Source organism: Paracoccus everestensis (assembly GCF_021491915.1).
Classification (GTDB): domain Bacteria; phylum Pseudomonadota; class Alphaproteobacteria; order Rhodobacterales; family Rhodobacteraceae; genus Paracoccus; species Paracoccus everestensis.
This window is the reverse complement of record NZ_CP090836.1, coordinates 1,371,862-1,396,401: the sequence shown is the minus strand read 5'-3', so window position 1 is coordinate 1,396,401 and position 24,540 is coordinate 1,371,862. Positions and strand designations below refer to the sequence as shown.

The following is a 24,540-nucleotide window of genomic DNA, read 5'->3' as shown; positions in this document are numbered from 1 at the left end:
AATGCCAACGCGCAGCCAACCCGCATCCTGAGCCTTGTCATCCAGCAAGCGCTTGTCGCAGCCTTGGCCGCGCCGACGCGTGAAATTTCTGGTGAAGATGTTGCCAGGGGTCAGCGGGCAAACTGGACCTTGCAGTGCCCATACGCGGCTGGTGTCTCTTGCCATCGAACCCCAGCCGTTTGACATGGATGATGCCGTTCAGACCATTGCAGCCGTCGTATCAGGGCCTTGATGGTTTTGTAAGAAGACCTGAATGTGCCGCCCTGGAGGGAGTTCAGCCAGAAACATGGCAGATCTTCATTTGATACAGGCACCCAACGCTGCTGGCGTCCGTCACGACCCCTGCCCTCTCCAGCCCTGGTCGAACCAGGTCGAGACGTCACCTGGCCAATCCAGGGCATTGCCGCCCACATCCCTGAGAACGCCGCTGTCGAACAGGAATTTTGCCATGGCGGAAAAGCGGACCGGATCAATGCTGCCAACAGGCGTGTCCCCATCGCGGAGGTAACCGCCTTCGGCAATCGCCTTCATCGAGCCCTGGACCAGGCCCGGGTTCGGGAAGTCCCCGGCGGCGATCAGGATCTGCGCAGCCTCGTCCGGGTGATCGGCTGCCCATTCATAGCCCGCCAGTGTCGCCCGCATGAAGCGCCCGGCCAGATCCGGGTCTTGGGCAAGGGTTTCCGCGCGCGTTCCGACATAGCCGGTCTGCTGGTCGGGGATGCCATAGTCGGAATAGGCGAATGAAGATTGCTTGCGGCCCAAAAGCGTGCTGTTGACGCCTTCCCATGTCGCGACCTCCAACGTGAAGTCCACCGCGCCCGAGGCCAGGGCCTCATAGGCACCGGTGCCCAAGATCACGGTGTCCCAGACCGGCTCGCCGCCGTCATTGCGGATCATCGTGCCGATCAGTGCCCCTTCCCAGGCGCTGCCAAAGCCCGCATAGGTCTTGCCTGACAGATCCGCAGGTCGGGTGATGTCCGCGTTGTCGCTGTTATAGACCAGCCGCCCCGGATCGTGCTGCATCGTGGCCCACAGGGCCACCAGATCTGCCCCGCCTGCCCGCGCCGCCATGAAACCAAGCGAGGTCATGTAGGCAAAATCCGCAGCACCCCCTGCCAGCAGTGCCGCCGAATTCGTGTCGGAATAGGGCAGCAACTCGACCTCCAGCCCTTCGGCGGCGTAAAGCCCCCGGTCGCGGGCGACCACCAGGCCGATGTGGTTGGTGTTCAGCATCCAGTCGAGCGCCACGCTTACAGGAGTTTCGGCCCACGCGGGCAGTGGGATGGCCAGGCAAAGGCCAAGTGCAAAAAGGCGGATGGTCATGAGGTGTTTTCCAACAGAAGAAGTTTCAGTATGTCGCGCAGGGGTGCGAGGGCCGCCTCGCTTCGCTGTCCAGGGGAAAGCGTCACGGGGATCTCGGCCACGATCCGGCCGGGGCTGGCCGCCATGACCAGGATGCGGTCGGCAAGGCTGGTCGCCTCGTGCAGGTCGTGGGTAACAAGCAGAACACCGCGCGGGCGCTCGGCCAGCCGTCCGAGCAGCCAGTCCTGCATCCGCAGCCGCGTAACCGCATCCAGGGCAGAAAAGGGTTCGTCCAGAAGAACATAGCGGCTGTCCTGCACGACAGTGCGCAGGAATGCGGCGCGTTGACGCATTCCGCCCGAAAGCTGTGCCGGAAACTGGCCTTCCGCCCCTTCCAGGCCGAAGCTGCGAAGCAGCGGTGCGACACGTGCCAGGGCGTCGGGTCGGGACCGCCCCTTCACCCGCAGGCCCAAGGCGGCATTCTCGGCCAATGTCAACCAGGGAAACAACGCATCGCTTTGCGGCTGATAGCTGATCGCCGAACAAGGAAGAGAGACGGGCTGCCCATCCAGCGTCGCTTGCCCTTCCGCTCTCAGACCTTGGGGAAGGATACCTGCCAACCACTTCAGAACCGAGCTTTTGCCGCAACCGGACGGCCCGACAAGCGCCGTGATCCCCTTGGCAGGCACCATCAGCGACAGGTCGCGAACCAGTGTTGCATTGTCTGTACCGACGGTCAGGTGGCGCAGGTCAAGCATGGCGCATCTTGGGTTCGCGAGCCGTCAGGCGGTCTCCCAGCCGGATCGCACCCAGCAGCGCAAGCGTCAGCCCGGCGGACACCACAACCGCGGCCAGCACCAGATCGGCCCGGAAGTTGTTCTTGGCAGCCAGGATATAGATACCCAAGCCCCGAGACGCTCCGGCATATTCGGCAAAGATCGTGGCAACGATCGCATAGGTGGCCGAGATCCGCAGCCCGGCAAGGAAGCTTGACCTGGCCGAAGGCAGAACGGCCCGCCGAAAGACGAACCACCGCCCGGCGCTCATCGAGGACAGAATTTCGACAAAAGCGGGGGGCACCTGCCGATAGCCGGACAGCAAGCTCAGCAGCATCGGGAAAAAGGTGACAAGGATCACCAGCAGCACCTTTGGCAACAAGCCGAAGCCGAACCACAGGATCATCAGCGGCGCCAGCGCGACCAGCGGCACGGTCTGGCTTGCCACGAACACCGGCATCAGCCCCTTTTCGGTCCAAGGCAGGAAATGCAGCATGACCGAGGTGGAAAAGCCGAATCCGATCGAGAACGAAAAGCCCAAGGCCGCAACCGATATTGTGGACAGCGCATGGCCACCGATCTCGACCCGGTTCAGAATCAGCGCCCGGACCACGCCCGAGGGCGCGGGCAGGATCAGCGGAGAGATGTCGGCCAGTCGGCAATAGGCCTCCCACCCCCCCAGCAGGCAGGCAACCACGATCAAGGGCGGCAGGATACGCAGCAACATGGCCGTCCCCCGGGGATCAGTGCCTGCCGGGACTGTTAGCCGAGGCCGTCATGTCGATGGTTACATGCCCCTCGGCCGGGCCAAAGCGCAGGAAGGCTTGGCGCAGCGCCTCGAAGACCGCCCCCGCATCGCCCCGCAGGCGGGTGCAAAAGTTCTTGGACCGCAGGAACGTGCCAGAGTTCTTGAGAAAGTCGATGCAGCCATAGATCTCGTCCATGTGGCGGTACTGGCCCAGCACATAAAGCGAAAACTGCACGTCGATATCCACGCCAAGGACCGGCGCAGTTCGTACCGCCTCAAGCGCCCCGGCCTGACGTTCCGCCAGGGACAAGCCCTGCGCACGAGTCAGCGTGTCGCAGCGGCAGGTCGGGTCGTCAGGTTCTCCGGGGCAGCCACGCGAGAATGTGACGTGCATCGTCACATGCGCTGGATCGCGCGCGGCGCGGGCGAAAAGGTCGCGCACGGCATCGAACAACGGCTCTGGCCCCCCGACCATTAAAGTGGAAATATCGTCCGTCTCGATCCGGAGCCTGCCGCGATAGGGATCAAGCCCCCTGAGGCTGGACAGGATGACGCCTGCGAAATCGGACGTCATGGGATATAGCGACACTTGCGCGCCAATGAACATGGGTTCCTCGCTCCGCCGGCATTACCCGGATCAGCTAAAAAGGGTTCACGCGACTTGCGTATCTCAGCCCCGAAAATGGAGCACCCCCGTTGATGTCGGCCAGACCATGACAATTGCCGCGGCCGCTGTCAATGCAGTCCGGCACACAGCGGCGACCCTATCGCACCAACCGGCTGCAGGCGCCGTTTGCTGGATCCGGCGTGGTGGCTGGGGCGCATGAGCAGGCCTGCACGTGAACGAGGCCTCTGGTATCGTTGATCGACTAATAAAATGTGGGCTTTTCGAAAAGATGGTAGTGAAAAGGCGAAAATATCTAATGGGTTACCTTCATTTCTCGGGATGCCTTAGAGATGATCCAAGGAAAAGCGTCCTGATGGACTTTTCGGTGAACAAGGATTGTAATTCGCAATGCTTACGGATTTGCTTGCCGCAGAGGATCGTAAAGGATGAAAGACGTTGACAGGCTTCCGCCTCCTGTCGCGGGGCTGTGCGGCCCCGTTTCGTTTGCCGTGTGGATGTGTGCTTCGATTTCGCTATCAACTACAATACTGCCCCGCCGCCAAGCCGCTCTTCGCCCATTTGGTGACGAGATGCTTCCACCTGGGACAAGTGTAAGCTTCAAGCTGCTCCTCGTAGGGCCTTCGTATGTTGAACTGCCAGAGTGGCAAGCTGCAGAGCAGCCTTACGATCTGCGGCCACAGCAATGAAGCGGGCGTTGTGGCAGAAGCGTGAGCCAGGAACGCCAGATGCAGCTTCAAAGGCCGCGTCGGTCAGTCCCGCCCAGGCCTCCGGCAGGTCGGCGCGAAGGGCGAAACCCTCGGGCTCGCGGCGGATGCCGGTCAGGGTCCAGTCTGTTTCTCGGGGGTGAACCACGAACAGCAGGTGATCGGCGCCCGCCTTCTCGATGGCAGAGCGGAAGGGCATGCCCATCGGGAGTTCGAGGACCCGGCTTTCTCCGGCGGCGGCGATGGCCTCCATGACGACAGCCTCGGCCCGCAGCTTGGCGGCCTTTCGTGCAACCGCCGCCTCAACGAAGGCACGAGCGATGGTCAACGCATGCTCGAAGGCCCGATCATCGGCACCCGGGCTGCGATCGTCGAAGACGGGTTTGAGGCTTTCCAGCAGGAGCGGCAGGGACAGGTCTCCGAGCAGCCCGGTTGGCGACAGGGCTCCATTGTCCACCAGGTCGATGGGCAGGACGAAATCGGCGTCGAACGCTGCATGGATCATGTCCAGATCCCCATCAGGAACACCAAAGGCCCGCAGATAGTCCCTGCCGAAGTGCCGCCAGATCAGGCCGAACGAGCTGTAGGGCTGGCTGTCGTCGCGCAGAGGTGGGCTCTTCTGGTGGTGATCGAAGATCAGCCGCTCCGGATCGTGATCGCGGCCGACGTCATAGATCACCCGGTCCGGCGCCGGTGTGGTCCAAGCCGCATCACGCGTCCGCGTGATCCGCGCTTTTGGGAAAAGTCGCGTCAGGATAACGGAGGAGAGAAGCTCGTCAGCGTGAAAGCCACCGGAATGGGTGACAAGATGAGCAATATTCATGACATGTCCTGGAAAAGAGATGACCGCCCGGAGGCGGTCAAAAGAGAATCAATACATTACGAAATCTTTGCCCCGAACTGAACAAATATACCCCTAGCCGGCAGCAACTATGCTCCGAACAACAACAGTCAATGCGTCCAGGGCGCGCGCCGGTCTGTGGCGAAGTTCTCTCCATAGCCCCGCGGACGGACATTGGTCGCGCGGCTGTGCGGAGGCTGGACGACGTATTCCAGACCACGTTCGCGGGCATAATCCTCGGCCTGCTTCAGCGTGTCAAAGCGCAGGCGAACCTGGCTTTGCGTATCGTCGGCGCTGATCCAGCCCATCAGCGGATCGATGTCGCGGCCTTGGGGGGAAAATTCCATCACCCATTTTTTCGTCCGCGCATTGCCGGACTGCATGGCATTGCGGGCGGGTTGATAGATGCGGACGCGCATTCGAGGCTGCCTTTCGGTCGGAAGTCCTGCGACTTATCGCCAATCGGAGCGCGCTGATCAAGACCCGGAACGGCTTCGCCGCCCTTGCGTTGAACCGGGACCGTAAGAAACAGGAGAATCCGATGCCCTTGCGAACCGCTGCCGCCCTGGGCTTGTTGCTGGCCTTTCCCGCCGCCGCGCAAGACACCGCCGCCCCCGCCGCCCCGACCGAAGGCCAGGCACCCATGATCGCCGAAATCAAGACCGCCGAGGGTCAAAGCCTGGGAACCGCGACTGCGGTTGCCACACCGTCCGGCGTGATGCTGGTCACGCTGGAATTGCAGGGTGTTCCTGCGGGCATCCACGGCGCCCATGTCCATGAAACCGGCGAATGCGCACCGCCCGATTTCGAATCCGCCGGGGGTCACCTGGCAGGCGACAAGGAACATGGCATCATGGCGGCAAACGGCCCCCATCCGGGCGATCTGCCGAACATCCATGTCCCGGAAAGCGGTGCGTTGATGGTGGAGCATTTCGCCGCAGGGCTGACGCCGGACCTGATGGCCGACGAAGACGGATCGGCAATCATCATCCACGAGCAACCCGACGATTATGTCGGCCAACCATCTGGCCATGCAGGTGGTCGCATCGGCTGCGGCACCTTTGCCCAGGCGAACTAGGCTCTATTCGACAGGCGCGGCGTCCGTGAAGGGCGCCGTGATCTCGGCAAGTCCAGTCTGCTTGTGAAAGATACAGATCATCCGCTCTGTGCCGCCGGGATGGGCCGCTGTCACCAAGGCCGCCCCATAGGTTTCCGACCCAAAGGGATTGACTTCGACCGAGACGGGCGTGGACTCTGGCACGTCCACCAGGGCTAGGCATTCCGTTTCGACCTTGTCGCGAAATTCATCCCAGGCATCCTCGCTGGAGGCCATGGCCATGGCGGGCATGAGCGCCAGGGAAATCGCAATAGCCCTTTGTTTCATCTTTCGTCTCCCTCGAGGATGGGATGGGGAACGCATCTGCCCCGCATATCGTTCTGACGCAAACACAAAGGTGATCGGATGCCCATCTTCCCGCGCGGGGCCTTGCCCGCCCTGACCCTCACATTGGCCGCCTGCGCCACCGGCTATGCACCCACCGTCTCTGCGACGCGCTGCGATCCGGCCCGGCATCAGGCGTTGGTCGGCATGAATATCGGCGAGGTTTATCTGCCGCCGCAACTGCATTATCGGGAAATCAGCCCTGGTCAGGTTGTCACGCAGGAATATCAGCCGGGGCGCCTGAACATCTTCCTGGATCCCAAGGGCTGGATCGGGCGGGTAAGCTGCGGCTGACGGCCTAGCCCCGCACCCTGTCAACCTGGGCGACGGCCAGGGCGATGGCTTCGGGAATGGTCAGGTGGCTGGTGTCCAGAAGAACCGCATCCGGGGCGGGCCTTAGTGGCGCCGTCGCACGCTCGCTGTCGCGCCGGTCCCGTTCCTGCAACTGCGCCAGCATCTCGTCCGCGTCGGCCCCCAGTTCGGCAGCCCTGCGCACGGCACGCACCTGATCCGATGCGGTCACATACAGCTTGACCGCCGCGTCGGGGCAGATCACCGTTCCGATATCGCGCCCGTCCAGAACGGCGCCGGGTTCCTGCGCGGCAAAGCGGTGTTGGAATGCCACCAGAGCTTCGCGCACCTCGGGGATCGCGGCAATGCGGCTGGCGGCTTGACCCGCCTCGGCGCTGCGCAGGTCGGGGCGGTCTAGGTCACTGGCTTGCAGCGACCGGGCCGCCGCGACAGGATCGCCTCCCTTGGCTCCAGTCGCCCGATACAGCAACCCGGTGTCCAGATGGTGAAATCCGAAATGCGAGGCAAGCGCGCGGGCAATGGTGCCCTTGCCCGAGGCGGCGGGTCCGTCGATGGCAATGATGAATGGCATGGGGCACGCAGATCTGGTTTCGCGCCCTTCCATCGCATGGCGCCGCGACAAAGGTCCACAGGCAATCGGGCAATGAAAAGCGCCGGCCCCAGGGACCAGCGCTTGGCATTCGTCACGAAGGATCAGGCGCCGCTGAGGGTCTTTGCGACTTCGGCTGCGAAATCTTCTTCTTTCTTCTCGATCCCTTCGCCAACTGCGACGCGGGCAAAGCCGGTGATCTCGACCCCGGCTTCCTTCGCGGCCTGCTCGACCGTCAGGTCGGGATTGATCACGAAAGGCTGGCCCAGCAGGGTGTTTTCACCCACGAACTTCTTCATCCGGCCGGGAATGATGTTGTTCTGGATCACCGCCTCGGGTTTCGGCTTGGCGGAAGATGCGTTTTCTTCCAGGGCCTTGGCGGTCTGCACTTCCAACTCGCGTGCCAGCAGCGTCGGGTCCAGCGTGGCTTCGGACAGCGACACGGGGTTCGTCGCCGCGATGTGCATCGCGAATTGCTTGCCGATCGCCTGTGCCTTGTCCTTGTCGCCGTTCAGCGCGACCAGAACACCGATCTTGCCCATGCCTTCGGTTGCGGCGTTGTGGACATAGGACACGACCGTATCACCCTCCAGCAGGTGCATCCGGCGCAGGGTCAGGTTTTCGCCGATGCGGGCAATGGCGTCGGTCAGCACCTCGGACACGGGCTTGCCGTTCAGATGCGTGGCCCTCAGAACCTCGACATCCGTCGCGGTGGTCAGGGCGATGTCGGTGATGTCGCGGACAAGCTGCTGAAAATCGGCGTTCTTGGCAACGAAATCGGTTTCCGAGTTGATCTCGACCGCAATGCCGCGACCATCCGTGACCTGCACGCCGATCAGACCTTCGGCAGCGACGCGATCGGCCTTCTTGGCGGCCTTGGCCAGACCCTTGGTGCGCAGCCAGTCAATGGCCGCTTCCATGTTGCCGTCGGTTTCCGTCAATGCCTTCTTGGCGTCCATCATCCCTGCGCCGGTCGTTTCGCGCAGCTCTTTCACCATCGCGGCGGTGATAGCCATGATCCGTCTCCTTTGATCAACGCGTCAGGCGGGAAATATTCCCGCCTGACGACAATTCCATGAATACTTGGGACGCAGGCGCCGGTCAGGCGTCGGCGGTTGCCTGTTCCTCGGCCGCAGGCTCGTCCAGCAGTTCCTCGGGCGCATCCGACAGCGCACCGACATCGACGCCGGCGGCGCCCATCTGGGCCGACATGCCGTCAAGCGCCGCACGGCTGGCCAGGTCGCAATACAGCGCAATGGCCCGGGCCGCATCGTCGTTGCCGGGGATGATGTAATCCACGCCTTCGGGCGAGCAGTTGGTATCGACCACGGCCACGACCGGGATGCCCAGCTTCTTGGCTTCCAGGATGGCCAGATCTTCCTTGTTCACGTCGATGACGAACAGCAGATCCGGCAGGCCGCCCATGTGGCGGATGCCGCCAAGCGAGGCTTGCAGTTTCGCCTGTTCGCGTTCCAGCTGCAGACGCTCTTTCTTGGTCATGCCCTCGGCACCACCGGCCATCGTCTCGTCAATGGCTTTCAGGCGGTTGATCGACTGGGAAACGGTCTTCCAGTTGGTCAGCGTGCCGCCCAGCCAGCGGTGGTTCATATAGAACTGCGCGGACCGTTCGGCGGCGTCCGCGACCGGCTTTTGCGCCTGGCGCTTGGTGCCCACGAACAGCACGCGGCCGCCCTTGGCAACGGTGTCGCGAACGACTTGCAGCGCCGCGTCCAGCATTGGCAGGGTCTGGGTCAGGTCCAGGATGTGGATGCCGTTGCGGTCGCCATAGATGAATTCCGCCATGCGCGGATTCCAGCGTTGCGTTTGGTGACCATAGTGAACGCCAGCTTCCAAGAGCTGACGCAGATTGAATTCGGGAAGCGCCATTCCATGTCCTTTCCGGTTTGCGCCTTGGCAGGGGATTCAGGGCGGATGCCCCAACCGGTGGACCCTTGCGGATTTCTCCCCGCAAAAGGCCCGCCCCTGCCTGTGAAGTGATCGCGCAGTTAGACCCTTCGCGTCCTGTTTGCAAGGGGTCACGCAGATCACGCGGCATTTGAACGAACTGTCAATTGCCCGGATGACGCAGGTCAGGCAGGATAAGGAGATCAAGGGGTTCTTCATGACTGACAGCCAGTTCCGCTTCGGGCGGCACTATGATTTCCACGAAAGGCTGGCGGATGGCATCGTCCATGCCATCGGCGTCGTCCTGGCAGTCGTGGGGGTGGCGGTGCTGGTCTTCCAGGCCGCAGTCACCGCCACGGGGGCCGAGGTTCTGGCCGTGTCGATCTATGGCGGCGGGCTGATCCTGTCGCTTGCAGTGTCGTTTGTCTATAATATGTTGCCGCATTCCGCGCTGAAATGGAAATTGCGCAGGGCCGATCATTCCGCGATCTTCATCCTGATCGCGGCCACCTACACGCCGTTCCTGCACAAGGCATCCGCCGATCCGGTGGTCTTTGTGCTGCTGGTCTGCATCTGGACCATGGCTGCCCTTGGCGTTGCGTTGAAATGGCTGTTGCCCGGGCGGTATGACCGGCTGGCGATCCTGCTCTATATCCTGATGGGGTGGAGCGGGCTTGTCGCCATCGGCCCCATCGCCGACAACCTGCCGCCCTTGTCCATGCTGCTGATCGTGATCGGCGGCATCATCTATACCGTGGGCGTGATCTTTCATGTCTGGGAACGGTTGCGCTTTCAAAACGCGATCTGGCACGGTTTTGTGGTCACAGCCGCCGCCATCCACTATGTCGCAGTGCTGTCGGCGATCTAGGTTAGCGATAACGTGATTTGCGCCGCAGGGCGGCAAACCGCTTGCATCGCCACCCGCCAGCGGGCAGTTTGCCCGCAGATCGCGGAACGGAAGGTGGCGCCATGAACCCTGAAATCCAGTCGCAAAAGACACGGGCGTTGTGCAGCCTGGCCCCGGTCATTCCGGTGATCGTGATCAAGAATGCCGAACGCGCGGCAGGCCTGGCGCGGGCTCTGGTATCGGGCGGGCTGCCGGTGCTGGAGATCACGCTGCGGTCGGACGCGGCCCTTGATGCGATCCGCGCCATGTCAGGGGTATCCGGCGGTCACGTCGGCGCGGGCACGGTGCTGACCCCGGACGATGCGAAGCGCGCCAAGGACGCGGGGGCAAGCTTTGCCGTCTCTCCTGGCCTGACCGACCGGCTGATCGCCGCCTGCGAGGAATTGGAACTGCCCCTGTTGCCCGGCACCGCTACCGCATCCGAGGTGATGCGCGCGGCTGATGCAGGCTATGACATGGTCAAGTTCTTTCCGGCCGAATCGAGTGGGGGCGCGCCTGCGCTGAAATCCCTCGCCGGGCCGTTGCCCAAGGTCCGCTTTTGCCCGACAGGCGGCATCACCCTGAGTAACGCCGCAGACTATCTTGCCCTGCCGAACGTCGTTTGCGTCGGCGGAAGCTGGATTGCCACCGATGCCGACGTCAACGCCGAAAACTGGGGGGCGATCCAGGAACGCGCCCATGCTGCCGCCCGGCTGAGCAGGGGCTGATCTTGCCCCCGGACCTGGGCCGCGCCCGGCGCAACGTGATCGTGCTGGTTGCGGCGCAGGCCATCCTGGGCGCACAGATGTCGGTGATCTTCATTGTCGGCGGGCTTGCAGGCCAGATCCTGGCGCCCAATCCCTGCGTCGCCACCCTGCCCTTGTCGATGATCGTCCTGGGGTCCGCATTGACTGCGCGGCCCTTGGCACGATTCATGCAGGATCACGGCAGGCAGGCGGGGTTCTTGCTGGCCGTTCTGGCGGGCGGGCTGGGCGCGGCCCTAGCGGCCTGGGGGCTTTGGGCGGGGTCGTTCTGGCTGTTCATGGCAGGATCGCTGCTGACCGGCGTCTATATGTCGGCCCAAGGGTTCTATCGCTTTGCCGCGACCGATCTTGCGTCCGACGACTATGCCCCCCGTGCGATCAGCTGGGTCATGGCGGGGGGGTTGGCCGCCGCGATCATCGGCCCCGCCATTGTGCGCGCGACGGATGGCCTGACGGCAGTCCCATTCTTGGCGGCCTATCTGGCGGTGATCGGACTGAACGCGCTTGGACCTTTCCTGTTCGCGTTCCTCGACAGCCCCAGGCCTGCCGCCGCAGAGGGCAACCAGCCCGCAGGCCGTCCGCTGGCCGAACTGGTGCGCCGACCGCAGATCGCGGTCGCAACGATCTGCGGTATGGTCGCCTATGCGCTGATGAACCTGGTGATGACCTCGACGCCGCTGGCGGTCGTAGGCTGCGGGTTCGCCCCCACGGATGCCGCCAACATCGTCAGCGCGCACGTGCTGGCGATGTTTGCCCCCAGCTTTTTCACCGGGCACCTGATTGCGCGCTTTGGCGCCGAACGGATCGTTGCCCTTGGCCTGTTCCTGCTGGCCCTGGCGGGTGCCGCGGCGCTGTCAGGGGTGGAGCTGTCGCATTTCTTCGCCGCCCTGGTCCTTCTGGGGATGGGTTGGAACTTTGGTTACATCGGCGCGACGACCATGCTGACCCGCGCCCATGCCCCCGAGGAACGGGGCGGCGTCCAGGGCCTGAACGACGCCGTGGTCTTCGGTGGGGTCTTCCTGGCTTCGCTATCGTCGGGCGGGCTGATGAATTGCAGCAGCGGAACGGTCGTCGCGGGCTGGAACGCGGTCAATCTGGCAATGCTGCCTTTCCTTGTGCTGGCGGGCGCGGCGCTGATCTGGCTGATGCTGAGCCCGAAGGAAGCCTGATCAGAACAAGGTCTGCTGCTCGGGCGGCTTGGGTTTCCTGGCAGGTTTCGGCACGCCCTCGGGGCGAACCGTCACGCGGCCATCGGCGAATTCCAGATCGACCTGCGGCATCTGCCGCGCCGCCTGTACCGTGGTGATCACGCCTTCAGGACCGTGGACGACCACAAAACCGCGCTTCAGCGTTTCCTTGTAGCCTAGCGACAATCGCAGCCGGTCCACCCGTTGCATGGCTTGGTCGCGGCTGCTGATCGACCGCTGAACGGCTAGGCCAAGCCGCCGCGTCAGGTCCGCCAGCCGCCCGTCCTGCTGGGCAATCGCCCGCCGTGTGGTGGCCATCACCCGCACAAGCGAGGCGTCCAGCCGTTGCCCCATGGCGGTTGTCCGATCGCGACGTCGTTCCAGCCTGCGGGCCGCAGCCGCATCCAGCCGATGCTCCAGCCCATGCAGCGTGTGCGCCTTGCGATCCGTGAACCGCCGCAGCAGGGCCACCGGCATGGGACGCGCGGCCAATTGGTGCCTGCGCGTCCGCACCAACCCATGCAGAGCGGGATCCAGCCGTCCGGCCCACAGGTCCAGCCGCTGCCGCGCCGCTTCCGTCAGCGCGCCGGGGCGGCCAAGCGCGCGGGACAGGTCGCGCAGCCGCTGGCGTGGGCGGTCGATGTGATGCTGGCTGCACCGAGTCAGCCGCGCCTGCGATTCCGCCAGTCGAGCAGCCAGTTCCGCAAGGACCGGCACCGCCATTTCCGCCGCAGCCGTGGGCGTCGGCGCGCGGCGGTCGGATGCAAAGTCGATCAGCGTCGTGTCGGTTTCATGGCCCACGGCGGAAATCAGCGGAATGCGGCTTTCGGCGGCCGCACGGACCACGGCCTCCTCATTGAAGCCCCACAAATCCTCCAGGCTGCCGCCACCCCGTGCGACGATAAGCAGGTCGGGACGCGGGATCGGCCCCCCGGGCGGCAGATCGTTGAACCCCCGGATCGCCGCCGCCACCTGCGGCGCGCAGCCTTCGCCCTGAACGGCCACCGGCCAGATCAGCACGCGTGTGGGAAAGCGGTCCCGCAGCCGGTGCAGGATGTCGCGGATCACCGCTCCGGACGGCGAGGTCACGACCCCGATCACGCGTGGCAAGCTTGGCAAGGGACGCTTGCGCCCTTCATCGAACAGCCCCTCGGCGGCAAGGGCCTGACGACGCTTTTCCAGCATTGCCATCAGCGCGCCCAGTCCCGCCGGTTCGATCTGATCGACGATCAGCTGATACTTGGATTGGCCCGGAAAGGTGGTGATGCGACCGGTGGCGATGACTTCCATCCCCTCCTCGGGACGCTGCGCCAGCTTGGCCGCCTGCCCTTTCCAGGTCACGGCGGCCAAGACAGACCGATCATCCTTGAGGTCGAAGTAGATATGCCCCGACGACGGCCGCGAAACCCGCCCGATCTCTCCGCGCACGCGGACGCGGCCGAACTGATCCTCCAGGCTGCGCTTCACCGCGCCCGACAGTTCCGAAACCGTAAATTCATGGGCATTGCTGCCCGGCACGTCTTCCAGCAAATCCATGCGTCTTGTTCCCTTGTCCGCCCCAGACTAGAACGCCGCCACCAGAAGCGAAAGGGCGGCCCATGAACATCCTGATCCTTGGCGGCGGCGGGCGCGAACACGCCTTGGCCTGGGCCATCCGGCAGAACCCGAAATGCGACCGCCTGATCGTGGCGCCGGGCAATGCGGGCATCGCCAATGTCGCGGAATGCGCAGACCTGAACATCCTGTCGCGCGCCGAGGTTCTGGAATTCGCCCAGGAAAATGCCGTCGACTTTGTGGTGATCGGACCCGAGGCGCCGTTGGCCGCCGGTGTATCCGACGCCCTGCGCGATGCCGGTTTTCTGGTTTTCGGTCCCTCCCAGGCCGCAGCGCAGCTCGAGGCGTCAAAGGCCTTTACCAAGAAAATCTGCGATGCCTGCGGGGCGCCCACTGCAGCCTGGGCGCGTTTCACCGATGCCGCAAGCGCACGCGACCATGTCACCGCCCATGGCGCCCCCATCGTGGTCAAGGCCGACGGGTTGGCCGCAGGCAAGGGCGTGACCGTGGCCGAAACCGTGGAACAGGCGCAGGGGGCGATCGACGCGATCTTCGACGGCGAATTCGGCGAGATGTCGGTCGTCATCGAAGAATTCATGGCGGGCGAGGAAGCCAGCTTCTTCATCCTGTGCGACGGGACCGACTGCTTGCCCCTGGGCACAGCCCAGGACCACAAGCGCGTAGGCGAAGGGGACAACGGCCCCAACACTGGCGGCATGGGCGCATACAGCCCCGCGCCGGTCCTGACCGATGCCTTGCAGGAACAGGTGATGGCGCAGATCGTGCGCCCGACCGTGGCCCAGATGGCAGCGCGGGGAATGCCCTTCCAGGGTGTCCTCTACGCGGGGCTGATGATCCACGAAGGCCGGGCGCGTCTGGTCGAATACAACGTCCGCTTCGGGGATCCGGAATGCCAGGCGCTGATGATGCGGCTTGGCGGGCAGATGCTGGACCTGCTTCTGGCCTGCGCCGAGGGGCGGCTGGCCGGAGCCTCGGTCAACTGGGCTGACGATCATGCCCTGACGGTCGTGATGGCCGCGCGCGGCTATCCCGGCAGCTATAAGAAAGGCAGCGTGATCGGCGGACTGGACAAGCTGGCCGAAACCAGTTTCGAAATGACCTTTCATGCAGGCACCGCCAGCAAGGACGGCCAGGTCATCGCCGCGGGCGGGCGCGTCCTGACCTGCACCGGCCGAGGCGCCACACTGGCCGAGGCACATCGGCGCGCCTATGCCCAGGTCGATGCCATCAACTGGCCGGACGGATTCTGCCGCCGGGATATCGGCTGGCGTGCGCTCTGACGTCTTCTTCACTTAAATATCCCCGCCGGAGGCATCCGACGGGGAGCGCAGCCGCAAACGTCACAGGCTGGAATACAATCCTTCATAGATCGGCAGCAGGGTATCCGTTTCGAACAGGCTGCTGACGGATGTTCCGTTCCAGATGTTCAGGATGGCTTGCGTAAACATCGGCGCCGTCGGGACAATGCGGATGTTGGGGGCCGATTTCACCGCATCGGTGGGCTGGATTGAATCGGTGATGACCAGCGATTTCATCACGGACTTGCTGACCCGTTCGACCGCAGGGCCGGACAGGACCCCATGGGTGATATAGGCATGGACCTCGGTGGCGCCGCTGTCCGTCAGGGTCTGAGCGGCTTTCACCAGCGTGCCTGCGGTGTCGCAGATATCGTCAACGATGATGCAGACCTTGCCCGCGACATCGCCGATAACCGTCATCTCGGCCACTTCGCCTGCCTTTTCCCGCCGCTTGTCTACGATGGACAGGGGCGCGCCGATCCGGGTCGCCAATTCCCGGGCACGGGCCACGCCCCCCACGTCGGGCGACACCACCATCAGATCGCCCATCCGGCCCCGGAAATGATGCTGAACGTCCAGGGCAAAGACGGGCGCGGCATACAGGTTGTCCACCGGAATGTCGAAGAACCCTTGGATCTGCGCCGCGTGCAAATCCAGCGTCAGCACGCGGTCGATCCCCGCCTCGGTCAGAAGGTTTGCCACCAGCTTGGCGCTGATGGGCGTGCGGGCCTTGGCCCGGCGGTCCTGTCGGGCATAGCCGAAATACGGAATGACCGCCGTGATCCGGGCCGCCGACGACCGCCTCAGCGCATCGGTCATGACCATCAGTTCCATCAGGTTGTCATTGGCCGGGTTCGAGGTCGGCTGGATGATGTACATATCCTCGCCCCGGACATTCTCGAACACCTCGACAAAGATTTCCTGGTCGTTGAACCGCTCGATCCGGGCATCGCACAGGCTGACATTCATGCCCCGGTGCATCGACATGCGCCGGGCAATGGACGCGGCCAGCGTGCGGTTGGCATTGCCGGAAATCAGCTTGGGTTCGGTCATGACGGGCATATGGGGGCCTTTTCGCTGGGATTCGCCAGATTGCGCCCGCCTTACCACCCGGTTAGCCTGCGGGCAAACCGCGAAGGATCGTCCTTATGGCCAATATCGACTACTATTTCGGGACGATCAGTCCCTTTGCCTATCTGGCGGGCGACCGGCTGGAACGGATCGCCGCCCGCCATGGCGCGGCGATCACCTATAAACCGCTGGACATCCTGCAACTGTTCGACCGCACGGGCGGGGTCCGCCCCGCCAACCGCCATCCCAGCCGGATGGATTACCGCGCGCAGGAATTGCCCCGCTGGGCCGATCATCTGGGCCTGCCCTTGAACCTGAAGCCCTCCTTCTGGCCGGTCAACATGGCGCCGTCGTCCTATGCGATCATTGCGGCGCAAGCGGCGGGTGGCGGCGATACGGGCGGTCTGGTGCAAGGCTTCCTGCGCGCTGTCTGGGCCGAGGATCGCGACATCAGCGACGATACGGTCATCCGCGACATCCTGTCCGCCCATGGATTCGACCCGGCCTTGGCCGACAAGGGCTTGTTCGTCGGCGCCGAAACCTATGGCCGCAACCTGGAACAGGCGGTCGAGGCCGGGGTGTTTGGATCGCCCTTCTATGTGGTGCGGGAAAGCGGTCAGAAATTCTGGGGCCAGGACCGGCTGGACTTCCTTGATCGGCACCTTGCCAGCCTATGACCGGCATCCACAAGCGACACTGGCCGGGGGACAAGGACCGCCCGGCCCTTGCCTTGCATTGCATGATGGGCAGCGGGGCTTATTGGGGACCAATCGCCAAGCGGCTTGAGGGCCGGGTCGATCTGAAAGGTTTCGATATGCCGGGCCATGGCCGCAGCGGTCCCTGGACACCCGGGTCCGAGGGACCGGATTTCCACACCGCCGTGACCCGGATCGCCGCCAGCTTCATCGACCGCCCGCTGGATCTGATCGGTCACAGCCTGGGCGCGACCGTGGCCCTGCGCATCGCCGTGGCCGCGCCCGACGCCGTGCGCAGCCTGACGCTGATCGAACCCGTCCTGTTTGCCGCTGCCCACGACCCGGACCAGACTGCCCGAGACCGGGCAATGGCGGACCATCTGGCCCATGGCCGACCGGATGATGCCGCGCGTGGCTTCATCGACATCTGGGGCGCGCAGCCCTTTGACAGCCTGCCCCAACCCACACGAGAGGCGATGACCCGCCAAATTAGCCTGGTGGCGGAGACGGACGATACCCTGACCAGGGACAAGGCAAACATCCTGCGCGAGGGAGGATTGGAATCCATTGACGTACCGGTGCTGATTGTGGCGGGTGGAAACTCTCCGCCCGTGATCCACCGGATCGCCGATGCCCTGGCGACAAAGCTGGCCGATGTCGGCCGGGCGGTCGTGCCGGATGCGGGTCATATGCTGCCCCTGACCCATCCCGACCAGACTGCCGGACTGATCGCCCTGAATCTGGATCGGTCTTAACACTACAGTTTCATTTCATGCGCGTCTTCTCCGATGCGCGTTTGCTGGATTGGCCTGATGTTGTCGGCGCCAGAATGACCATGGCAGAATGACTTCGGTTGGTGGAGCGCGGCTGAGGATGAGCCGCGCCACCAAGCGCAGAACTTCTGATGTCGTGAGATATGTCGGCGTGGTGTAAAGCTCGGCACGAACAAAGCTGGACCTGTCGCGGCTTGGTGGCGCTCCTTTGATAGCACAATGTGCGGCAAAGGAGATGAACCCTGGGCACAGGCAGGACGGATGAGTTTCGCAAGGATGCGGTGCGCATTGCACGGACGAGCGGGCTTTCGCGACGTCAGATTGCGGATGATCTGGGGGCCGGCGTGTCGACCTTGAACCCATGGGGGAACGCCCATCGCGACACGGATGTGGTCTCAGCAGAGGACCGCGAGCTTGCCCGGAGAATAACGGCTTGGGCGCGAGATCCGCATCCTCAAGGATTTGAGCCGGATCCGCGAAACAGTCTGGGGGATTGTTTCCCCGGCGAAAGGGGGAGATCCTGGAAAAAAGCCACCCAGTTCTTCGCGAGCCAAAAGCCGTGCGGTTCAGGTTCGTCGAAGAGCAGCGTGGGGCCTTCCCGATCGACCGGCTGTGCCAGGTGAGGAATGTCAGCCCCCGCGGGCTGCGGGCCTTTTGCAGCCGCCCGGCCAGTCGCTGGCAGCGCATGGACAGGGTTGTTCTGGGCCCCTGTCAAGGAACAGTCGCGTCTGAGCCTGGGCCGCGATGGCCGCCCGCGGATGACCGGAAACCTGAAGGAAGGTGGCATCGATGTAGGCCATCGCCGGGGCGGGCGACTGATGCGGGAGAACGGGATCGTCGTTGAAAGAACGCGCAAATTCAAGGCGACCACGGACAGCGATCATACTTTCAACATCGCGCCGAACCCGGCTTGGATCGTGACTTCATGGCAGATCGGCCCGACCAGAACCGAAAGACCGCGCAGCGACATGGGCGGGCGACATCAGCTACATCTGGACCCGCGAGGGTTGGCTGCATCTGGCGCTCGACCATGGTCCTCGGACCGGTGGCGGACATGGCCTCGCTCCTGGACCTGCACTGCCGGCGCGTGATCGGCTGGGCCGCGAGCCAACCGCAGGAAACGCGATCTGGCGATCCGGGCATTGAGAATGGCCATCGCCCTGCGATCACCGCCGCGGGGCCGCGTCTTCCACGAGCTGACGCGGCTCGCAACACTGTTCGCATGACTACCGGAAGGTCCCGCGCGAACATGGCCTGCAAGCGTCGCTGAGCGGCAAAGGCAACTGCCATGAGTTCAAGGCGGTCCGCGCCAGGGGATTGACCGATCCTGTGGATCTTTCAAAGGCGCAGAACGCTGCCGCCGAAACCTTCTTCAAAACCATCAAGGCCGAACTGATCGGGCGCAGGTCGTGGGAAACGCGTCGCCAGGCTGAGACAGCCATCTTCCAATACATCAACGGCTTTTATAACTCGCGCCGTCGGCATTCAGCATCGGGAGGAAAAACCCCCTTGGCCCTTGAGCGCCAAGCAGCCTGAACGAGCACCAGAGCAGCACAAATACGGGACAGGGCCAATGCGCGCTAAGCGACACCATGCTCACTGGACAGCTCCTGCCGGATGACATCGGCATTGCCGCCATGCCGAAAAAACTGCTCACGCAGTCAGTCATCAAGCCCGTCGAAGGTCGTCTTGTGCACCGGCTTGGTGTAAGAAACAACGCCACCGGCATCCACATAGCGTCGGACCGTATTGCGGGCGCAGCCGAACTCCTTCGACAGCCGCTTCGCCACCCAGCCCAGTTTATGCAGCCGCATCATCGCGGCCACCTCCTCTGCCTTGAAGCATCTCCTCTCCCCGCATCGACCGCGATCGCGCTGGAAACTCTGAAGCACCGCTCCTCATCTGTCCCTCCTCTCGGCAGATCCGAGGGGGTCAGTTCCTAGAGTCGTCAGGGGGTCAGTTTGTCAGTTCGGGTGACACATGATCGACGCGTGACGGGTTGACGTCAGGGGGCTTCCCATTTTTACTCGTCGACATGGGGCCTGCGCCTCCCACGAGGCGCCAGCCAAAGTGCGCGTTCCACCCATTCTCTCTGATCCCGGGGGACGCATGGCCGCGTCTGATGCCATAACTGCCGAGAAACTGTCAAAGCTGATCGGGACGCCCCGATGTCCCGTCATTCTCGATGTTCGGCGCGAAGCCCTGCGCGGCTCGGAACCGCGCCTGCTGCCGGGTGCCCGGCCGCTGAACGAAGCGGATCTGTGCTCCGACGAGCTTGGACGTCTTGCCGGGGTGCTGGCCGGCCAGGCCGTGGTCGTGGTCTGCGCCGAAGGGCATGGGCGGAGCCAGGGCGCGGCCGCGTGGCTGCGTCACCTCGGGCTTTCGGCCGAGTATCTGGAGGGTGGGCAAGCCGCCTGGACCGCAGCCGGGCTGCCCCGGGTCAATCCCGGCAGGATCACGAAGCGGGACGATCAGGGCCGCACGGTCTGGGTCACCCGGGCGCGGCCCAAGATCGACCGGATTGCCTGCCCCTGGCTCATCCGCCGCTTTGTCGATCCGAGAGCGGTGTTTCTTTACGTCGCACCCTCGGAGGTCATGGCGGTGGCCGAGCAGTGGGGCGGCATGGCCTATGATATCGAAGACACCTTCTGGAGCCATCGCGGAGAGCTTTGCACCTTTGATGTCCTGCTGATGGAGTTGGGACTGTCCCTTCCGGCCTTGGACAGGCTGGCTACCATCGTCCGGGGCGCGGATACCGCGCGCCTTAATCTTGCGCCCGAGGCAGCCGGTCTGCTTGCCGCCTCGCTGGGCCTGTCGCGGATGTATGCCGACGATCTTGAACAACTCGAGGCCGGAATGCTGGTCTATGATGCCTTCTATCGCTGGGCACGGGATGCCACGGGCGAGACCCACAACTGGCCCAATGCCAAGACCGGAGCCGCGCCATGACCGATGCCAGGACTGCGCCTGAACCGGGCGTGCCCGGCAAGCCCGCTGCCCATGCCTCTCGGCCCCCATTTCCCACCCTTGCCGAGGCCACCCGCACCTGGGCGCGGATCGCGCTTTTGTCCTTTGGCGGGCCGGCCGGGCAGATCGCTGTGATGCACCGCATCCTTGTCGAGGAAAAGCGGTGGATCGGCGACGGGCGGTTCCTGCACGCGCTGAACTTCTGTATGCTTCTTCCCGGACCCGAGGCGCAGCAGCTTGCCACCTATATCGGCTGGCTCCTGCACGGGACGCGCGGGGGCTTGATCGCGGGCGGGCTGTTCGTGCTGCCCGGTATGGTCGCGATCATGGCGCTGAGCTGGCTTTACGCCCTGTATGGGGACGTGGGCCTGGTGGAGGCGCTGTTCTTCGGCCTCAAGGCAGCCATCCTGGCCATCGTGCTGCAAGCCGTGGTCCGCATCGGCCGGCGAGCCCTGAGGAACAACGCCATGCGCCTGATCGCGGCGCTGTCCTTTGTCGCCATCTTCGCCTTCGATGCGCCCTTTCCGCTGATTGTGCTGACGGCCGGGGTGATCGGCTATCTGGGTGCCCGGACCGGCTTTCGCGCCTTTGCGCCGGCGGGCGGCCATGGGTCGGTCGGCGGGGTCCATGTCGACGATGCCGAAACGCTGCTTGGCGAGGAGATGGCCGAAATGCCGGCTGCGGCGCGGCGTGGTGCGCTGATGGCGGGTGGGGCGGCGCTGATCCTGTGGCTGCTGCCGGTGGCCGTTCTGGTCCTTGTCCTGGGGCAAGGCAATGTCTTTGCACAGATTGCGCTGTTCTTCTCGAAGATGGCGGTTGTGACCTTTGGCGGCGCCTATGCGGTCCTGGCCTATGTCGCGCAAGAGGCGGTCGGAACCTATGGCTGGCTCCACCCCGGAGAGATGCTGGACGGCCTGGGCATGGCCGAAACCACGCCGGGGCCGCTGATCATGGTGCTGCAATTCGTGGGCTTTCTGGGCGCGTTCCGCGACGCCGGATGGGAAAGCGCGCTTCTGGCAGGGACACTGGGAGGGTTGCTGACCACCTGGGTCACCTTCGCGCCCTGCTTTGCCTTCATCTTCCTGGGCGCCCCCTATATGGAGCGGCTGCGGGCCAACCGGGCCTTGTCCGCGGCCCTGACGGCCGTCACGGCTTCGGTGGTGGGCGTGATCCTGAACCTGGCGATCTGGTTCGCGGTCCATGTAATCTGGCGCGAAGTGCGGCGGATCGAGGCCGGCCCCCTGTCCATGGAACTGCCGGTCCCAGGCTCCATCGACTGGATCGCGGCGGTGCTGTCCGTGCTCGCCCTTGTTGCCGTGTTCCGGCTGAAGCTTGGGATGACAACGGTGCTTGCCGGGGCGGCGGGCCTCGGCGTCTGCCTTCATGCCGTGGGAGTGATCGCCTAGAGCGTATTGCGGCTTTCCCGATTCAGGATACCCCTGTGGCTTGATCTGTGATTCCCTGCCTGCATGACAGGTGGAGGGATGATATGGGCAGACCGCATCCTATGGCGCTCCGAGAGCGCGTTGTGGCGTTTGTGGAGGAAGGGAACTCGCACCGTTCAGCCGCTGCGCGGTTCCGGGTTTCGGTGAAGTTCGTCAACGACATGGTGATCCTGAAGCGCGAGACGGGCGGGTTAGCTCCGCGTGCCCAAGGCCATGGTGGTGGTCATGGCAAATTGGTTGGTGTGGGGGACTGGATCACCGCGCGCATGAAGGCGAAGCCCGATCTGACGCTGAACGACCTGGTCGGCGAACTTGCGGATCATCACGGCATCGCCATTCACCGTGTCTCGGTTTGGCGGTTTTTGCGCGGTCTCGGGCTGACACACAAAAAAAGACCTGCAAGCCCTCGAGCAGAAGCGGCCTGAGATCCGGCAGGCACGCCATATCTGGATCACACGACGCCAACCGTTCATGCGCAGCGCGTTGACGCGCCTTGGTTTCATCGACGAGACGTCGCTGAAGACGAACATGGCCAAGACCACCGGATGGTCTCCAAAAGGCGCGCGCCTTGTCGACCATGCGCCCTTCGGCCACTGGAACACCCAGACCTTCATCGCCGCCCTGCGCCATGACCGGCTGGATGCGCCCTGGGTGATCGACGGTGCCATGAACCGCGAACTGTTCGAGCTCTATGTCGAAACCCAACTGGCCCCGACACTGCGACCCGGCGATGTGATCATTCTGGATAACCTGTCATCGCACAAGAGTCCCAAGGCAGCGGCGACTATGAGCGCCGTTGGCGCGTGGTTCTTGTTCTTGCCTCCCTACAGTCCGGATCTGAACCCGATCGAGATGGCCTTCGCAAAGCTCAAGGCCCTGATCCGGAGAGCCGCCGCGCGAACCTACGAGGCTCTCTGGCACGCCGTCGGGCAGGTCTGCGATCTTTTCACCGATGAGGAATGCTACAATTTCTTCAAAGCCGCCGGATATGAAACCGATTAGACGCAACGCGCTCTAACACTACAGTTTCATTTCATGCGCGTCTTCTCCGATGCGCGTTTGCTGGATTGGCCTAATGTTGTCGGCGCCAGAATGACCATGGCAGAATGACTTCGGTTGGTGGAGCGCGGCTGAGGATGAGCCGCGCTCCACCAAGCGCAGAACTTCTGATGTCGTGAGATATGTCGGCGTGGTGTAAAGCTCGGCACGAACAAAGCTCATGCGACGCTGAGTTGGAGCGCTGGACTCGTTTTGTTCGGTTTTCCCCAAGCGTGACGGCGCTGCTCTGCGGTCAGCCCGGCGAGAAACGCCGCCCCTGCCATCACCAGGCTCATATGCCGGTGCCAGCCGTGCCAGGAGCGGGCCTCACAATGATCGAGCCCCAGATCATCCTTGGCGCGCAGAAAGCATTCCTCGATCATCCAACGCAGCCCAGCTGCTGCGGCAAGCTCGGCAAGCGGTGTGCCGGCCGGAGCAAAGGCGAAGCAATAGGCCACTGCCTCTGGATCATGGCGGCTCCTGCGCGCCAGCATCCAGCGCTCAAACCCGTTCTCTCGCGCCGTTCCCAGCGGCAGGCGAGCCCAGTGGTAAAGACGCGGACCTTTTGCACCTTCCCCTGCTGCACAGCCATGCCACATGTCCGCGTCAAGCGCTGCGAAGAGCGTCGCCGGATCGGTCTGGATGAGCATCTCGTCTTGAAAGAAGCGCACCATGTGGGTGGAACGCACTGCCAAGACATAAGACTGCTTGCGCATCTCCAGCACGCGCCGAAACTGGCGATCCGATCCATAAACGGCATCGGCCAGGACAAAGCGGCAAGGAGTGCCTTCATCCAGAAGACGGGCGATCATCTCGCGTGCCATCGCCGGCTTGGTGGCGAAGGCCACGTCCTCTGGAATATGCGCCTTTGCCCGACGCGCCGCATCTTCGGCCCAGACCTTGGGCAAATACAGGCGCCGATCAACAAGCGCATGCCCAAAGCGGCTGGCATAAGCGGCAAAGACACCGATCTGGCAGTTCTCAACCCGCCCGGCCGTTCCCGAATACTGGCGCGCCACACCGGCAGATGCGGTCCCCTTCTTCAAGAACCCGGTTTCATCCACCACCAGCACCCCGTCCGGATCGCTAAGCGCCTGGATTGCATAGCATCTCACCAGGCGGCAGAGATCATCGGCCGACCAGGAGGATCGACCCAGAAGCGACTGGATGCAGTAAGGACGCTCAAAGCCGGCCTCTTCCGCCAACATCCAGCCGGTCTTGCGCTCGGCTCCCGAAAGCACACCATCGATGAAGGCGCTTGCCGATTGCTGCTGCTCGCGGCGCCTAAATGCCGGCGCAATGATCTCTCTCAATTCCTTGAGCGCGGCTTGCCAGTCGAGCAGTGTTCCCGTCCAGTCCGCAACAGACATACCACCCAGTTCCCGCTAAGCGATATCATGGCAGGGGAACCACAAACCCATATAAACCGCAACTGTAGTATTAGGCGGGATCATTCCGACGAGCGTCATTGGCGATACCTGCAGCATTTCATCGAGAGTTAGGATAGATAAGAATGGCTTTTCCTCTCTTGGACAGCCCCGAACGGCAACGGCCTCGCCTACGCTGATCTACATATCAACGCATTACCAACAGTA

At 63.6% G+C, this 24,540-nt stretch carries 24 protein-coding genes, 2 pseudogenes and 1 riboswitch; of the genes and pseudogenes, 12 read left to right on the top strand and 14 right to left on the bottom strand.

The window, feature by feature from the left end:
- Nucleotides 1-333: 333 nt before the first annotated feature.
- The 6 genes from LZ585_RS06900 to LZ585_RS06875 all read right to left on the bottom strand — a co-directional run bounded on the left by LZ585_RS06900 (nucleotide 334) and on the right by LZ585_RS06875 (nucleotide 5,418).
- Nucleotides 334-1,323, bottom strand: coding sequence for an ABC transporter substrate-binding protein (locus LZ585_RS06900; RefSeq protein ID WP_234855646.1), 990 nt, complete (start codon nucleotides 1,321-1,323; stop codon nucleotides 334-336).
- Nucleotides 1,320-2,060, bottom strand: coding sequence for an ABC transporter ATP-binding protein (locus LZ585_RS06895; RefSeq protein WP_234855645.1), 741 nt, complete (start codon nucleotides 2,058-2,060; stop codon nucleotides 1,320-1,322). The genes LZ585_RS06900 and LZ585_RS06895 overlap by 4 nt, the downstream gene beginning before the upstream one ends.
- On the bottom strand, nucleotides 2,053-2,805 hold the full coding sequence (locus LZ585_RS06890) for an ABC transporter permease (protein ID WP_234855644.1): 753 nt from the start codon (nucleotides 2,803-2,805) through the stop codon (nucleotides 2,053-2,055). The genes LZ585_RS06895 and LZ585_RS06890 overlap by 8 nt, the downstream gene beginning before the upstream one ends.
- A 16-nt stretch (nucleotides 2,806-2,821) precedes the next feature.
- Nucleotides 2,822-3,433: a Ykof family thiamine-binding protein gene (locus LZ585_RS06885; RefSeq protein WP_234855643.1), complete on the bottom strand. Its 612-nt coding sequence runs from the start codon at nucleotides 3,431-3,433 to the stop codon at nucleotides 2,822-2,824.
- Nucleotides 3,424-3,531: riboswitch (TPP riboswitch) on the bottom strand. Its footprint overlaps the gene before it by 10 nt.
- A gap of 520 nt (nucleotides 3,532-4,051) precedes the next feature.
- Entirely contained in the window at nucleotides 4,052-4,981 is a 930-nt protein-coding gene (locus LZ585_RS06880) for an MYG1 family protein (protein WP_234855642.1), read from the bottom strand.
- A gap of 128 nt (nucleotides 4,982-5,109) precedes the next feature.
- Entirely contained in the window at nucleotides 5,110-5,418 is a 309-nt protein-coding gene (locus LZ585_RS06875; RefSeq protein ID WP_234855641.1) for an ETC complex I subunit, read from the bottom strand.
- A gap of 122 nt (nucleotides 5,419-5,540) precedes the next feature.
- On the opposite strand from LZ585_RS06875, the gene LZ585_RS06870 reads away from it, so the two are divergent.
- Entirely contained in the window at nucleotides 5,541-6,077 is a 537-nt protein-coding gene (locus tag LZ585_RS06870) for a superoxide dismutase family protein (protein WP_234855640.1), read from the top strand.
- A 3-nt stretch (nucleotides 6,078-6,080) separates the two neighbouring features.
- Here the strand turns inward: LZ585_RS06870 and LZ585_RS06865 are convergent, their stop codons facing one another.
- Entirely contained in the window at nucleotides 6,081-6,383 is a 303-nt protein-coding gene (locus LZ585_RS06865; RefSeq protein ID WP_234855639.1) for a hypothetical protein, read from the bottom strand.
- A 78-nt stretch (nucleotides 6,384-6,461) separates the two neighbouring features.
- Here LZ585_RS06865 and LZ585_RS06860 point away from each other — a divergent pair, with 78 nt between their 5' ends.
- Nucleotides 6,462-6,734 carry an I78 family peptidase inhibitor gene (locus LZ585_RS06860; protein WP_234855638.1) on the top strand — a complete coding sequence of 91 codons (273 nt, stop codon included), beginning with the start codon at nucleotides 6,462-6,464 and terminating at the stop codon, nucleotides 6,732-6,734.
- A 4-nt stretch (nucleotides 6,735-6,738) separates the two neighbouring features.
- On the opposite strand, the gene LZ585_RS06855 is transcribed toward LZ585_RS06860, so the two are convergent.
- From LZ585_RS06855 to rpsB, 3 genes are all read right to left on the bottom strand, one after another.
- Complete coding sequence (locus LZ585_RS06855) at nucleotides 6,739-7,323, bottom strand: (d)CMP kinase (RefSeq protein ID WP_234855637.1); 585 nt, start codon at nucleotides 7,321-7,323, stop codon at nucleotides 6,739-6,741.
- 122 nt (nucleotides 7,324-7,445) lie between these two features.
- Nucleotides 7,446-8,357, bottom strand: a complete 912-nt coding sequence (tsf, locus tag LZ585_RS06850; RefSeq protein ID WP_234855636.1) for a translation elongation factor Ts — start codon at nucleotides 8,355-8,357, stop codon at nucleotides 7,446-7,448.
- An 85-nt stretch (nucleotides 8,358-8,442) separates the two neighbouring features.
- Entirely contained in the window at nucleotides 8,443-9,228 is a 786-nt protein-coding gene (gene rpsB / locus LZ585_RS06845; RefSeq protein ID WP_234855635.1) for a 30S ribosomal protein S2, read from the bottom strand.
- A gap of 193 nt (nucleotides 9,229-9,421) precedes the next feature.
- Between rpsB and trhA the strand changes: the two genes are divergently transcribed.
- From trhA to LZ585_RS06830, 3 genes are all read left to right on the top strand, one after another.
- Nucleotides 9,422-10,114, top strand: coding sequence for a PAQR family membrane homeostasis protein TrhA (trhA, locus tag LZ585_RS06840; RefSeq protein ID WP_234855634.1), 693 nt, complete (start codon nucleotides 9,422-9,424; stop codon nucleotides 10,112-10,114).
- Nucleotides 10,115-10,215: 101 nt separating this feature from the next.
- Nucleotides 10,216-10,860, top strand: coding sequence for a bifunctional 4-hydroxy-2-oxoglutarate aldolase/2-dehydro-3-deoxy-phosphogluconate aldolase (eda, locus tag LZ585_RS06835; protein ID WP_234855633.1), 645 nt, complete (start codon nucleotides 10,216-10,218; stop codon nucleotides 10,858-10,860).
- Nucleotides 10,861-10,862: 2 nt separating this feature from the next.
- Nucleotides 10,863-12,065, top strand: a complete 1,203-nt coding sequence (locus LZ585_RS06830; protein ID WP_234855632.1) for an MFS transporter — start codon at nucleotides 10,863-10,865, stop codon at nucleotides 12,063-12,065.
- Here the strand turns inward: LZ585_RS06830 and xseA are convergent, their stop codons facing one another.
- On the bottom strand, nucleotides 12,066-13,619 hold the full coding sequence (gene xseA / locus LZ585_RS06825) for an exodeoxyribonuclease VII large subunit (RefSeq protein WP_234855631.1): 1,554 nt from the start codon (nucleotides 13,617-13,619) through the stop codon (nucleotides 12,066-12,068).
- A gap of 62 nt (nucleotides 13,620-13,681) precedes the next feature.
- Here xseA and purD point away from each other — a divergent pair, with 62 nt between their 5' ends.
- Nucleotides 13,682-14,938, top strand: coding sequence for a phosphoribosylamine--glycine ligase (purD, locus tag LZ585_RS06820; RefSeq protein ID WP_234855630.1), 1,257 nt, complete (start codon nucleotides 13,682-13,684; stop codon nucleotides 14,936-14,938).
- Between the two features lie 60 nt (nucleotides 14,939-14,998).
- Here purD and LZ585_RS06815 read toward each other — a convergent pair whose 3' ends face one another.
- A complete protein-coding gene (locus LZ585_RS06815; RefSeq protein ID WP_234855629.1) occupies nucleotides 14,999-16,018 on the bottom strand; it encodes a ribose-phosphate pyrophosphokinase in 1,020 nt (339 codons plus the stop codon).
- A gap of 86 nt (nucleotides 16,019-16,104) precedes the next feature.
- On the opposite strand from LZ585_RS06815, the gene LZ585_RS06810 reads away from it, so the two are divergent.
- From LZ585_RS06810 to LZ585_RS06800, 3 genes and pseudogenes are all read left to right on the top strand, one after another.
- Nucleotides 16,105-16,704 (top strand): 2-hydroxychromene-2-carboxylate isomerase, encoded by a 600-nt coding sequence (locus LZ585_RS06810; RefSeq protein ID WP_234855628.1) that lies wholly within the window; start codon nucleotides 16,105-16,107, stop codon nucleotides 16,702-16,704.
- On the top strand, nucleotides 16,701-17,477 hold the full coding sequence (locus tag LZ585_RS06805; protein WP_234855627.1) for an alpha/beta fold hydrolase: 777 nt from the start codon (nucleotides 16,701-16,703) through the stop codon (nucleotides 17,475-17,477). Before LZ585_RS06810 ends, LZ585_RS06805 begins: the two co-directional genes overlap by 4 nt.
- A gap of 260 nt (nucleotides 17,478-17,737) precedes the next feature.
- A pseudogene (locus LZ585_RS06800) lies at nucleotides 17,738-19,031 on the top strand (IS3 family transposase).
- A gap of 50 nt (nucleotides 19,032-19,081) precedes the next feature.
- On the opposite strand, the pseudogene LZ585_RS06795 reads toward LZ585_RS06800, so the two are convergent.
- Nucleotides 19,082-19,397: pseudogene (locus LZ585_RS06795) on the bottom strand (IS21 family transposase); the annotation flags it as partial.
- Nucleotides 19,398-19,604: 207 nt separating this feature from the next.
- Between LZ585_RS06795 and LZ585_RS06790 the strand changes: the two are divergent.
- The 3 genes from LZ585_RS06790 (at nucleotide 19,605) to LZ585_RS06780 (ending at nucleotide 22,909) form a co-directional block, all read left to right on the top strand.
- Nucleotides 19,605-20,444, top strand: coding sequence for a chromate resistance protein ChrB domain-containing protein (locus LZ585_RS06790; RefSeq protein ID WP_234855626.1), 840 nt, complete (start codon nucleotides 19,605-19,607; stop codon nucleotides 20,442-20,444).
- Nucleotides 20,441-21,868, top strand: a complete 1,428-nt coding sequence (chrA, locus tag LZ585_RS06785) for a chromate efflux transporter (RefSeq protein ID WP_234855625.1) — start codon at nucleotides 20,441-20,443, stop codon at nucleotides 21,866-21,868. Before LZ585_RS06790 ends, chrA begins: the two co-directional genes overlap by 4 nt.
- 83 nt (nucleotides 21,869-21,951) lie before the next feature.
- A protein-coding gene (locus LZ585_RS06780) for an IS630 family transposase (RefSeq protein ID WP_139086627.1) occupies nucleotides 21,952-22,909 on the top strand; the annotation gives its coding sequence in 2 pieces (ribosomal slippage) (nucleotides 21,952-22,293 and nucleotides 22,295-22,909; 957 coding nt in all).
- 215 nt (nucleotides 22,910-23,124) lie between these two features.
- On the opposite strand, the gene LZ585_RS06775 is transcribed toward LZ585_RS06780, so the two are convergent.
- Entirely contained in the window at nucleotides 23,125-24,315 is a 1,191-nt protein-coding gene (locus LZ585_RS06775; protein WP_234855624.1) for an IS701 family transposase, read from the bottom strand.
- Nucleotides 24,316-24,540: the final 225 nt, after the last annotated feature.

Excerpts from the sequence above, each read along its gene's own strand:
- LZ585_RS06900 (WP_234855646.1), bottom strand. The coding sequence starts at position 1,323 with ATGACCATCCGCCTTTTTGCACTTGGCCTTTGCCTGGCCATCCCACTG.
- LZ585_RS06895 (WP_234855645.1), bottom strand. The coding sequence starts at position 2,060 with ATGCTTGACCTGCGCCACCTGACCGTCGGTACAGACAATGCAACACTG.
- LZ585_RS06890 (WP_234855644.1), bottom strand. The coding sequence starts at position 2,805 with ATGTTGCTGCGTATCCTGCCGCCCTTGATCGTGGTTGCCTGCCTGCTG.
- LZ585_RS06885 (WP_234855643.1), bottom strand. The coding sequence starts at position 3,433 with ATGTTCATTGGCGCGCAAGTGTCGCTATATCCCATGACGTCCGATTTC.
- LZ585_RS06880 (WP_234855642.1), bottom strand. The coding sequence starts at position 4,981 with ATGAATATTGCTCATCTTGTCACCCATTCCGGTGGCTTTCACGCTGAC.
- LZ585_RS06875 (WP_234855641.1), bottom strand. The coding sequence starts at position 5,418 with ATGCGCGTCCGCATCTATCAACCCGCCCGCAATGCCATGCAGTCCGGC.
- LZ585_RS06870 (WP_234855640.1), top strand. The coding sequence starts at position 5,541 with ATGCCCTTGCGAACCGCTGCCGCCCTGGGCTTGTTGCTGGCCTTTCCC.
- LZ585_RS06865 (WP_234855639.1), bottom strand. The coding sequence starts at position 6,383 with ATGAAACAAAGGGCTATTGCGATTTCCCTGGCGCTCATGCCCGCCATG.
- LZ585_RS06860 (WP_234855638.1), top strand. The coding sequence starts at position 6,462 with ATGCCCATCTTCCCGCGCGGGGCCTTGCCCGCCCTGACCCTCACATTG.
- LZ585_RS06855 (WP_234855637.1), bottom strand. The coding sequence starts at position 7,323 with ATGCCATTCATCATTGCCATCGACGGACCCGCCGCCTCGGGCAAGGGC.
- tsf (WP_234855636.1), bottom strand. The coding sequence starts at position 8,357 with ATGGCTATCACCGCCGCGATGGTGAAAGAGCTGCGCGAAACGACCGGC.
- rpsB (WP_234855635.1), bottom strand. The coding sequence starts at position 9,228 with ATGGCGCTTCCCGAATTCAATCTGCGTCAGCTCTTGGAAGCTGGCGTT.
- trhA (WP_234855634.1), top strand. The coding sequence starts at position 9,422 with ATGACGCAGGTCAGGCAGGATAAGGAGATCAAGGGGTTCTTCATGACT.
- eda (WP_234855633.1), top strand. The coding sequence starts at position 10,216 with ATGAACCCTGAAATCCAGTCGCAAAAGACACGGGCGTTGTGCAGCCTG.
- xseA (WP_234855631.1), bottom strand. The coding sequence starts at position 13,619 with ATGGATTTGCTGGAAGACGTGCCGGGCAGCAATGCCCATGAATTTACG.
- purD (WP_234855630.1), top strand. The coding sequence starts at position 13,682 with ATGAACATCCTGATCCTTGGCGGCGGCGGGCGCGAACACGCCTTGGCC.
- LZ585_RS06815 (WP_234855629.1), bottom strand. The coding sequence starts at position 16,018 with ATGCCCGTCATGACCGAACCCAAGCTGATTTCCGGCAATGCCAACCGC.
- LZ585_RS06810 (WP_234855628.1), top strand. The coding sequence starts at position 16,105 with ATGGCCAATATCGACTACTATTTCGGGACGATCAGTCCCTTTGCCTAT.
- LZ585_RS06805 (WP_234855627.1), top strand. The coding sequence starts at position 16,701 with ATGACCGGCATCCACAAGCGACACTGGCCGGGGGACAAGGACCGCCCG.
- LZ585_RS06790 (WP_234855626.1), top strand. The coding sequence starts at position 19,605 with ATGGCCGCGTCTGATGCCATAACTGCCGAGAAACTGTCAAAGCTGATC.
- chrA (WP_234855625.1), top strand. The coding sequence starts at position 20,441 with ATGACCGATGCCAGGACTGCGCCTGAACCGGGCGTGCCCGGCAAGCCC.
- LZ585_RS06775 (WP_234855624.1), bottom strand. The coding sequence starts at position 24,315 with ATGTCTGTTGCGGACTGGACGGGAACACTGCTCGACTGGCAAGCCGCG.